The 10,338-nt window shown below is 48.7% G+C and carries 8 protein-coding genes; 5 read left to right on the top strand and 3 right to left on the bottom strand.

The annotated features are described in order from the left end of the window. Positions 1 to 615: 615 nt before the first annotated feature. The 3 genes from PEPTYR26121_RS00225 to PEPTYR26121_RS00215 are packed head-to-tail and all read right to left on the bottom strand — an operon-like array spanning position 616 to position 3,772. A complete protein-coding gene (locus PEPTYR26121_RS00225; protein ID WP_180498077.1) occupies positions 616 to 1,155 on the bottom strand; it encodes a hypothetical protein in 540 nt (179 codons plus the stop codon). Then, positions 1,152 to 2,258 carry an ABC transporter substrate-binding protein gene (locus tag PEPTYR26121_RS00220; protein WP_180498075.1) on the bottom strand — a complete coding sequence of 369 codons (1,107 nt, stop codon included), beginning with the start codon at positions 2,256 to 2,258 and terminating at the stop codon, positions 1,152 to 1,154. Before PEPTYR26121_RS00220 ends, PEPTYR26121_RS00225 begins: the two co-directional genes overlap by 4 nt. Beyond that, positions 2,255 to 3,772, bottom strand: a complete 1,518-nt coding sequence (locus PEPTYR26121_RS00215) for a ClC family H(+)/Cl(-) exchange transporter (protein ID WP_180498073.1) — start codon at positions 3,770 to 3,772, stop codon at positions 2,255 to 2,257. The genes PEPTYR26121_RS00220 and PEPTYR26121_RS00215 overlap by 4 nt, the downstream gene beginning before the upstream one ends. Before the next feature lie 138 nt (positions 3,773 to 3,910). Between PEPTYR26121_RS00215 and PEPTYR26121_RS00210 the strand changes: the two genes are divergently transcribed. From PEPTYR26121_RS00210 to PEPTYR26121_RS00190, 5 genes are all read left to right on the top strand, one after another. Next, positions 3,911 to 4,747: an amino acid ABC transporter substrate-binding protein gene (locus PEPTYR26121_RS00210; protein WP_180498071.1), complete on the top strand. Its 837-nt coding sequence runs from the start codon at positions 3,911 to 3,913 to the stop codon at positions 4,745 to 4,747. Between the two features lie 24 nt (positions 4,748 to 4,771). Next, positions 4,772 to 5,416, top strand: a complete 645-nt coding sequence (locus PEPTYR26121_RS00205) for an amino acid ABC transporter permease (RefSeq protein WP_180498069.1) — start codon at positions 4,772 to 4,774, stop codon at positions 5,414 to 5,416. Further along, a complete protein-coding gene (locus PEPTYR26121_RS00200) occupies positions 5,413 to 6,069 on the top strand; it encodes an amino acid ABC transporter ATP-binding protein (protein WP_180498067.1) in 657 nt (218 codons plus the stop codon). The genes PEPTYR26121_RS00205 and PEPTYR26121_RS00200 overlap by 4 nt, the downstream gene beginning before the upstream one ends. 312 nt (positions 6,070 to 6,381) lie before the next feature. After that, a complete protein-coding gene (locus tag PEPTYR26121_RS00195) occupies positions 6,382 to 6,720 on the top strand; it encodes a hypothetical protein (RefSeq protein ID WP_180498065.1) in 339 nt (112 codons plus the stop codon). An 18-nt stretch (positions 6,721 to 6,738) separates the two neighbouring features. Beyond that, positions 6,739 to 10,338: Rib/alpha-like domain-containing protein (locus PEPTYR26121_RS00190; protein ID WP_180498063.1), on the top strand; the 3,600-nt coding region annotated here is incomplete at its 3' end.

Here is a 10,338-nt window from a genome sequence, read left to right as displayed (position 1 = left end):
AACCCCATCCCCATTCTGGCCGGCTTTTTGATGAGAAGAAAATACCTGCGGCATTTTCCGCATCATATGGCATTCATACGGAAGATATGTGTTTCAGTTGGGGGTAGATCTTCGCGCACCCCTTGCGGGCCTGCCCCTACACTGGGATTCAGCAAAATCTTTTTATTTTGTGTCGGGCTGATATCTTTACCTGTCGTTATAAAACCATCACCGCTATAATCATTCCCTACGCTCTCGTAGGGGCGAGCCTGCTCGCCCGTTAGACAAGAGCTATGGTAAACACCCGACACATAACGCGTCTTCTCGCAACACAGCCCAACAGGAATCGAAGCCCGTTAGGGCTTCGCACCGCTAAAAAGCGTTAGGGTGGAAAGGATTGGGGTTTTAGGGGAAAGGAAAGAGGCCGAATCGCAACGGCCTATTCCTTTCCCCTAAAATATTTTTTATGTATGAATGATTTATTTTTGTTAGATAGTCTTTTGCAAAAAAGAAATTTTATTCGCACACCATTGACGGGCGGGCAGGCCCGCCCCTACATTGGGCTTCATCCGTAACACGATATTTGTGTCGGGCAATTAACTTCGCATACCGTTATTAATAAAAACCGTCAAAACCCTATTTCCCCACCTTCACCGCCGGCACAAAGAACATCCCTACGCCGTACACTCCGGCGGCGACGAGGCCGTTTTGGTAATTTGCAGCGACGATCGCGGGCAGGGCGGCGATCCATTGCCGGTCGATCCCCGAAAAATCCGGATAGAAGAGGGCGAAGAACATCCCGAAGACGAGGGCACAAAGGATGCCGGCGGCGATCCGCTCGCCTCTCCTCTTAAATAAATCGAAGACGCCCCTCCGAAAACTGTTCCACTGGAGGAAGTAGCAGGCAGCGAAACCGCCGTCGATCAAGTTTTGCCGCAAAGTCCCGCCTCCCGAACGAAAGGCGATAAAACTGTAAGCCATCAGCCCGTGGGCCACGAAGACAAAAAGATATTTCACCCAGGGCTTGCTTCGCTTCGGCCACTCCGCCAGCAAATAGGCCACGAGGACGAGGCCCAGCCCCAGGAGCTGATCGTGGCGGGCGATGCCTGTAGCGTAAAGCCCCGCCCAAAGGGCGAGGTTGAATCCCGAAAGCAAAATATCCCGATTATCTTTCATCGGCTCACCTCCACAGTGGTTACGTAATTTCCCCGGCGCCCCTGTTGTTGTAAGATGGGCACGCTCCTCGTAGAAAAGCGCTTTTTAATCCCGAGGGCGCCGTCGAAAGATTCCTGTTTCCGCAGGTACTGCGCCATGGCGGCCGGGTCGTCCTTTCCGCTCTTCACCACGGAATCGTAGAGGAGATTGTAGGCGTCGTAGCCGATGGCGGCGTAGCTCGTAGGCTCCTCGCCGTACTTTTCCCGGTATAGAGAAAGGAAAGTATCCGATGCAATATTAAAGGTTTCGTAACGGGCGTAGTGGGCGGTGAAGTACACCCCCTCCACGGCGTCCTCGCCGATGGATTTAAAGGAAGGATTTTCCCAGCGGTCGCCGCCCATAATGGGAATATCCGGGTATTGGGCGCGAATCGCCCGAATAAGATAGGCACTCGCCGCGCTGTTTCCCGGGCAGTAGACGGAATCCACGGGGAGCTTTTGCAGCCGCTGAATTTCGTTGTGAAAGCGGCTCTCCCCGGTGTGGTAAAACACCTTGTAGACATTCACGTAATCCGGCAGATTTCGCTCAAAACTGTAGGCGAGCTCGCTGCCGTAAAGGGTTTCGGCGTCGATCATAACGGCGATATCCTTTAAGTGGAGGGTTTCGTCGGCGAAGCGGGCCATGGCCCGTGCCTGCTCGTCGTCGCTGACGCTGATCTGGGTGATCCAATAATTATCTTTAAGCTTCGGCGAGGTAGAGCCCGTTACCGTGGGGATCTTCGCCGCATCGATCACCGGGCCCGCCATTTGCATACTGTCGCTTCCGAAGGTGCCGATCAGGCCCACGGCGCCTCGGCCGCTTAAATAACTCACGCCGTTGGCCGCCTCAAAACTTTGGCTCTTCGTATTGTAGAGCTTAAGGTCGATTTTTTTTCCGAGGGCCATGGGGCGAATCTCCCGGGCGAGTTCCGCGCCCCGCAGGGTTTCCCTCCCGGTTTCGCCGTAAAGGCCCGTGGTGGGCTCGAAGATGCCGAAGACCAAAGGCTCCGAGCGGGGCTTTTCAGGGATTATATGACAGCCGGTCAGGAGCAGAAGGGCGAGGAAAAGAGGGATCAGTCGTTTCATTCCACATCTCCGAAAAAATGACTTAAATCTTCCAGATACTGCTCTTTCGTCAAGAGGAGGAGCTCGTCCCCTTCTTTAAGGATCGTATCTTTATTAGGCGTAAAGCTAATATCCTCCCGCTTCACCGACGCGATCAGGGGATGGTGGGGAATGGTGAGGCGTTCCAGGGGAATGTCCACGTAATCCGCATCGCCGGGCACGAAAAAGTACTGCATGGTGAAGCCGGAATCGATTATGGGATCGTCTTTCGTAAACATATTGTCGTAAAGGGATTCGTAAATAGGAGCATTCCGCAATGCCTGCGCCACCAGATACGCCACTACGGCGGTAGTGGTGACGGAAATCATCTGCATCATGGTGCCGCTCATTTCCGATACGAGCAAAATGGAAAGGAGGGGCGCCTGCACGACGGAAGACAAAATCGCCGCCATGCCCAGGTATAAGAAGTTGGCGTAAAAAGCGTCGCCGCCCATCATAATGCTGTGGCAAAAAGCGCCGAGGAGGGCGCCTAAGGTAAGCACGGGAAGGAAGATTCCGCCCTGGGCGCCGCTGCCGTAGCCCGTCCACACGAGGAGGAGGCGAATGGCGAAGTACACTACGAGAGCCGTAGGCGCCGCAGGTTTTGTGGCGAGCCGTTCGATGAGGCTGTGGCCGCCGCCTAAAAGAAGGGGGGAGTAAAGGCCCACGACGAAGACCAGCACCATGGCGATGAAAATAATCAGATAGCGGGGGACCGGTAGCTTCTTCATGTTTTGGCTGAAAAGGAGCAGCCCTTTATTAAAGAGAGAACCGAGGACGCCGCCTAAGACGCCGATAGAAACGGGCACCCAGAAATAAGACACCGGGAGCATTTCGTGCATGGGGAAGGAAAAGGCGGGCTCCATGCCTAAAATCGAAAAGCTGACGAAATTCGCGAGAACCGACGCCACAATACAGGGCACGACGAAAAAATGAGAAAAGCTCTTGTGAAGTTCTTCCAGGGCGAAGAGGGCGCCGGCGAGGGGCGCGTTAAAAGCCGCGGCGAGCCCTGCCGATGCGCCGGCGGTAATTAAATAGCGCCGCTCCATTTCCGTGGCCTTTATGCGGTCGGACATCATTTTGGCGAGAGCGCCTCCTAATTGAATAGAAGGACCTTCCCGGCCCAGGGTGAGGCCCGTAAAGGCGCCCATGGCCCCGCCGAAGAACTTGGAAATAAGCGTCGGCGTCGTCTCCATATCCGCCCGACCCAAAAGTTCGCCGCGAATTTGAGGAATGCCGCTGCCGCCACTAAGAGGTGCCCAATTGAGGAGAAGGTGCATTAAAAAGGCCAGGAGCAAAAAGCCCGCCAGCATGAGAGCGCCCTTCCCGAGGCTCACCTGGCTGTACATAAGATTGCGCACCGTATCCAGCTTCCCGAGGGTGTAGCGATAAAGCACGGAAATCAAACCCGATGCCAATCCCACGAAGGCGCCGCCAAAAACCAGATGAATGCGAAAGCGGCCCGATCGATAGGAACTTGATTGATGGATATCCATGAAAACTCCTTTCCGAAAAACATAAAAATGAATACAATATTAATTTAAAATAAGCCTTTACAAAAAAATAAAAAGAGGGTATTATACTAAACAGATGATTTAGTTAGATAAAGCGATAAAGAACGAAAGGACAAGACAATGAAAAAGAAAATACTTAGCCTCGCCCTACTGATGCTCATGTTGTTGACCGCATGCTCCGGAGGCGCAAACAAAGCAAACGACGCCAATGGTGATGCCAATGCCAATGGCGGAAACAATGGGGCGGCAGCCGACGCCGGCGAAATCGACAAGTCCAAAACCTATATTGTCGGCATGGACGACACCTTCGCTCCCATGGGATTCCGGGATGAAAAAGGCGATCTCGTCGGATTCGACGTGGATCTGGCACAAAAAGTAGCCGAAAAAATCGGCATCCAAGTGGAATGTCAAGCTATCGACTGGACCATGAAAGAAAGCGAGCTGGAAAGCGGCAATATCGACATGATCTGGAACGGCTACTCCATTACGCCGGAACGGGAAAAGAAAGTTCTCCTCTCCGAACCCTATATGGATAATCGCCAAATCATTATTACCATGAAAGATTCCCCGGTAAATTCCAAAGCCGATCTCGCCGATAAACGGGTTACCGTACAGGGCGAATCCTCCGCGCTGGAAGCCGTTATGAAAGACGAGGCCTTCGTAAGCGCACTGGCCGAACCGCCGGTAGAATACGCAACCAATACCGAATGCTTTAAAGACATCGAAGCCAAACGCTGCGACGCCATCGTCGTAGACGAAGTCCTGGCCCGCTACTACATGAAGCAAAACGGCGAAGAAAACTACAAAGTCTTGGAAGATAACTTCGGCGAAGAACAATTTGCCGTGGGCATGCGTAAAGACGACACCGCCCTTATGGACGCCCTCAACCAAGCCATGAAAGAACTGAGAGAAGACGGAACCTACGACGAAATTTACCAAAAATATTTCGCCGACTGATCCTATTAACCTGAGGAGGTAAGCGTGGAAATCCTACAACGCTTAATTCCCCTTTTAAGCGAGGGGATGAAGACGACAGCATCTGTATTTGCAATGACACTCATCGTATCGGCCATTTTGTGTGTGCCCGTGGCGTGGGCAAGATTATCCCGTCATCTTATTATATCGAAGATCGCGGCAGTCTACATTTATATTATGCGCGCCACGCCCCTCCTATTGCAATTAATGTTCGTCTTCTTCGGCTTACCCCTCTTACCCATCCCCCTAAAGCTCGGGCGGTTTACCTCCATCTTCATCGCCTTCATCTTAAACTACACGGCTTACTTCGCCGAAATTTTAAGAGGAGGCATCCAATCCGTCGATCCCGGGCAATGGGAAGCGGGAAAAGTACTGGGCCTCTCCCGGCCCTATACCTTCTTTAAAGTGATCCTTCCCGTGGTCATCCAAAGAAGCTTCCCCGCCTACTCCAACGAAGTCATTACACTAGTAAAAGATACCTCCCTCGTTTACATCTTGGGCGTTATGGACATATTGAAAGCGGCGAAATCCGTATCCAATACCATGTCCTCCATCCTGCCCTACGTCTACGTAGGCGTCGTGTACCTTATTATCGTGGGCATCTTAACCGTTATACTCAACAAAATGGAAAGGAAAATTCAAGCGTCATGAAAATCAGCGTAAGAAACTTAGCGAAAAGCTTTGGCGATCGGGAAATCTGGAAGGGAATCGATTACGATTTCACCTCCGATTCCATCATTTCCATTGCGGGGAAAAGCGGCCAAGGTAAAACCACCTTCCTCCGTTGCCTAAACGGCTTAGAAACCTACGACGAAGGCACCATCACCTTCGACGACGAGCTCATGCCCGTGGGTAAAACCGATGCGGAAAAAATCGGCATGGTGTTCCAGGGATACCACCTCTTCCCGAAACTCACCGTTTGGGAAAACATCCTCCTCGCGCCCCTTTACCACGGCGTAGAAAAAAGCGTGGCTGAAAAGCGCGCCCTCCAACTTTTAAAAGACCTGGACATCGAAGATGAAAAAGACAAATACCCTCGCAACCTTTCCGGAGGCCAACAACAACGGGTGGCCATTGTGCGGGCCTGTATGCTCGAGCCGGACATCCTCTGCTTCGACGAGCCCACATCGGCACTGGACGCCGACACCATCGACAAACTCGCACAGATTATGGAAACATTGAAAGCAAAAGGCATGGGCATGATCGTGGTAACCCACGACAGAGCCTTCGCCGAAAGAGTAAGCGACCGCATCCTCCACTTCGAAGAGGGGAACCTGCGGGAAGAAAACCTGAAAGCCATTTAACAATTCCTAAAGGAAAACGCCCTCAGAGAGAGGGCGTTTTTTATGTGTGCAATAAATAAAAAGACAACAAAATATATATCTTTATCAAAAGAAAAAGATAAAAAATCATGGATTAAATGGACTTTAGAGAATGTTATTGATATTATATGGGTATAGGTAAATGGATCACACAAGCAAAAAGTCGATGAAAAGCCATCGATTTGAGGAGGGATTCAAAGAAGCTAAAGAGTAAGAACACACAAAAACATAGTGGCAGGCGATTTTGCAATCGCCTGCGTGCAAGCAACAGAATAATTAAGTAAGGAGAGAGATATGCAGAATAAAAGGAAAAATTTAGCCATCCGTGCCACAGCGGGCGCACTATCATTATCCTTGGTTTTCGGTATGGTGCCGTCGGGCATTTATGCCTATGCCGATAAGCAAACGGCACAAAAGGCAATGGTGCAAAACGCCCAAAACGCCCAAAAGGGTCTGGCCATCGCTACTCGCGATGCGGCAGAACCGGAAGAATCAGAAGTTGGCAACGATGCAAGAGATGCCGTTCACGCCTTTGTCGGTGTACAAACCGGCGGAGACCTGAACCTGGAATTATCAGGTGCAACAGGTCAAGAATTCAAACCAATTGAAGGAGTAAGAGGCTACTTCCAATGACTTGAAGACGGTGGCTATGTGTCTCCGGTTTATACAGCAGTATCCGATGCTAACGGTAGACTTAACATTGGTGCAAAACCATATATTGCAGCAGACGGTAAGCTAATCCAATTTGACGCGGACCCTACAGTTTCAGCAGGTAACGAAAGATATAGGTTCTGGGTAGATCCAGATACAATTCCAGAAGAATATCAACTTCAATATATCACAGGTGAGCAGGTAATCTTCCCGGATAGCGGTGTGCCAATCACTCAAGGTGGATCAGGTTCTGACACACCTAAAAACACCCATGAAAACTGGAAAATCCTTTTAATGCAAAAGCCAAAAGCTTCCATGCATAGAGAAGATGCCAAAGAAACTCCGGTTCAATCTGACACCGGTGGCTATATGACCGGTACTGTGTCTTGGGACTACACGTCCGGTGTAGGCGGAGTACAATGGAAGTTCGTAGCCGACCACACCACCCCGGCTCCCGGTGTAACTGTAAGAGCGTCCTATCTGTCTGACTACGCTATGAAGCAAATTTATAGCGCTGAAACCGCCAGACTCATGGGTGTTTCCGATGCATCTAAAATCAGGGGAAGAGGATGGACATCGGCCCAAGAAGCAGACCTACAAAAGTGGGTTAAAGAACAAGTAGCTAAGGACCCTGCAAAGTGGATCGCCGAGACCGTAACCGCCAAAACCAATGCAGAAGGTAAATACATCCTTCAATTCAACGGTACTTGGGGAACTACCAGAAATGCTGAAGTAGCTACTGATGAGAGAGAAGTAGGCGGAAAGTACGACGGTTCACTTCATAAGTGGACTGAAGAAGAAGTAAACAGACTTGGAACTGTAGCCAACGATCCTAATGAAGGTACCTTTAACAGGGGTCTGGTTAATTATTGGAATAGGAAGCACATTAACTACGACTGGATGTTTGTATCCACTGATGATTCAGAAGACCTACGTGTAATGACTCCTTACAACAACAACTATTACACAGCCATGAACTCCGACTGGGGTATTCACTCCGGTTGGTCAGGTGTAGGTTTTGGGGTAGGTGTATCTAATGCAGTAACAAGTACAATGAAGACTGACTTCGTATTTGGTATCAATAATGTTAACTTTGATATAACTAACTACGACTCAGGTGCCAACACGGCTCTTCCGGGAGATGTTGCCGAGACCAAGACAACCGGTCTTCCTTACAAAAAGACTTCTGAAAGATTCAGAATCGTTTGGTATGACAAAGATGGAAAAGTTGTAAAAGAAGGAAAAGCTGTTCGACCGGATGCAAAAGGCCAAATTCCTTCAGAACCATTTGATACAACAGGTATAACTAAAACAACTGAATTTACAGCCAAACTATATAGAGTTGATAAAAACGGAAAAGACCAAGAATTAATCGCCGTTGACTCCTTTGTAGTTCAAATTTCAAATATCGTTGCATCAAGGTATGATGACTTTGAAATAGCTAATCCAAATCCTCAAGAAAATGGTATTTACGAAGCAGAAGGTCTTCCTGATGGCCTTACTATTAACCCGGAAAATGGAACTGTTTCCGGAAGACCGACTAAGGCAGGATTTTATAATGTAAAAATCAGTACAACTATCCAAGACGAAGGTGCAGACATCAAGGGGTCAAGAGACTATAGGGCCCTAATCACAGACTCACCTCTTGAACATGGAGAAGTTGGCGTTGAATACAATCAAGAAGTTAAGCCACAAGCAATCGATGGCTATGTATTTAAGAATGTGACTTCTAAATTCATGGAAGGCAAGGAAATCGAAGGCTTAACCATTGAAAACAACAAAATCACAGGTACACCTACAAAAGAAGTTCCGGCTACTCAAACAACAGATGATGAAGCAATGGGACCAAATGTAGAAGTAACTTATGATATCTACAAGCTAAACTCCAAGGGAGAAGAAGTTTTAGTTAAAAAAGGCCATAAGGATCTCGTACCTTTGGAAATTACTACTTCCGATTCTCAAGCACCAAAATATGTGCCGGTTTATGAAGATAAGGATGCAACACCAGGTACTGAAGTAACTACAGAAGCACCTAAGTTCCTAGACCAAAAAAGTGAAGCGGATCCGAAGCCGGAAGCAGAGACACAGCCGACAGATGTGAACTTTACTCTAGGCGATGGTGCTCCAAAAGGTGCAAGTGTTGATGAAACAACAGGCAAGGTAACTTACACCCCGAGCAGCAACGACGCGGGTAAGCCTGTAGAAATTCCCGTAAAGGTAACTTATTCCGACGGCACAACCGACGAAGCAACTGCCAAGATTAATGTTGGCGATGCACAAAATAAAGCTTACCAACCGGAATACACTGAAGCAGACGGTACAGTAGGTCAACAAACCACAGTAACTGCTCCTAACTTCAAGGATGGAGACGGACAAGATACCCAAAAACCGGACGGCGTTGAATTTACCCTAGGTAAAGATGCTCCGGAAGGTGCAACAGTTGATAAGACAACCGGGGAAGTAAAATACACTCCAAAGGCAGACGAAGCCGGTACAACTGTTAGAATCCCTGTCGTAGCAACTTACAAAGACGGCTCCACCGATGAGGTTGAAGCACCAATTAAGGTTGTAAATGCTGATAGAGCAAACTACGAACCAAACTACAAGTCAGTAATTGCTCAGGTTGGTCACGAAGTAACAGTAGCATCTCCGGAATTCCTAGATAATGACGGAAATGTTGTAGCGAAAAAACCTGCCGTCACTAAGTACGAACTAGGCAAGGGCGTTAAAGATGGCGTTACGATCAATGAGCAAACCGGTGAAATCAAATACACCGCAGTCGATGCTGACAAGGCAACAGATATAGTTGTTCCAGTAAAAGTAACCTACGCAGATGGATCAGTTGATAACACAACGGCAACAATCGTAGTTCCATCAGACGCAGACTTCTATGACCCGAAGGCAAATCCATTAGAAACCGAAAAGGGAACTGTTCCAAAGGCAGAAGATGGTATAAAAGATAAAGACAAGCTTCCGGAAGGAACAACCTACGAATGGGATGTAGAACCAAAAGTAGATGAAGCCGGCGAAGTAGTAGGAGCTGTAAATGTTAAATATCCGGACGGTTCTAAAGATAGAGTAGTAGTTCCAGTTACTGTTAAGGACGACAGTACAACTGACAAAACAACAGTTGAAGGAACTCCTAAAGAAGTAGAGCCAAACGGTACTGCTCAAGACACCGGTTTAACAATCAAAAACCAAGATGAAGATACGCCTACAACTGTAACAGCCAAAGATGAAGACGAAACAGATGTGACCGTAACGGTAGATCCAGCTACAGGAAAAATTTCTGTAAAACCCGGTGAAAATGTAGACGGACCGATTACAGTAACAGTAAAAGACGACGACTTCATTACTCCGGAAAACCCAGAAGGTGAAAGAACCTTTGAAGTACCGGTAAAAGGTCACGAAAAAGGCGTTGACGACAACGGCTCTGAAACCCCTGGCGATAAGAAGACCACAGTTGATGAAACCGGTAAGCAACCCGTTAAACCGACTGATGACAAACAAGACACCGGCGTTAAAGTCGAAAACAAAGACGACGGCACGAAAATCTCCGCAAAAGATGAAGACGGCAACAACGTTCCCGTTGAAATCGAC

The sequence above is a fragment of the Aedoeadaptatus nemausensis genome, assembly GCF_903819165.1.
GTDB lineage: Bacteria > Bacillota > Clostridia > Tissierellales > Peptoniphilaceae > Aedoeadaptatus > Aedoeadaptatus nemausensis.
The sequence above is the reverse complement of the archived record's forward strand: the minus strand, read 5'-3'. Positions and strand labels throughout refer to the sequence as shown.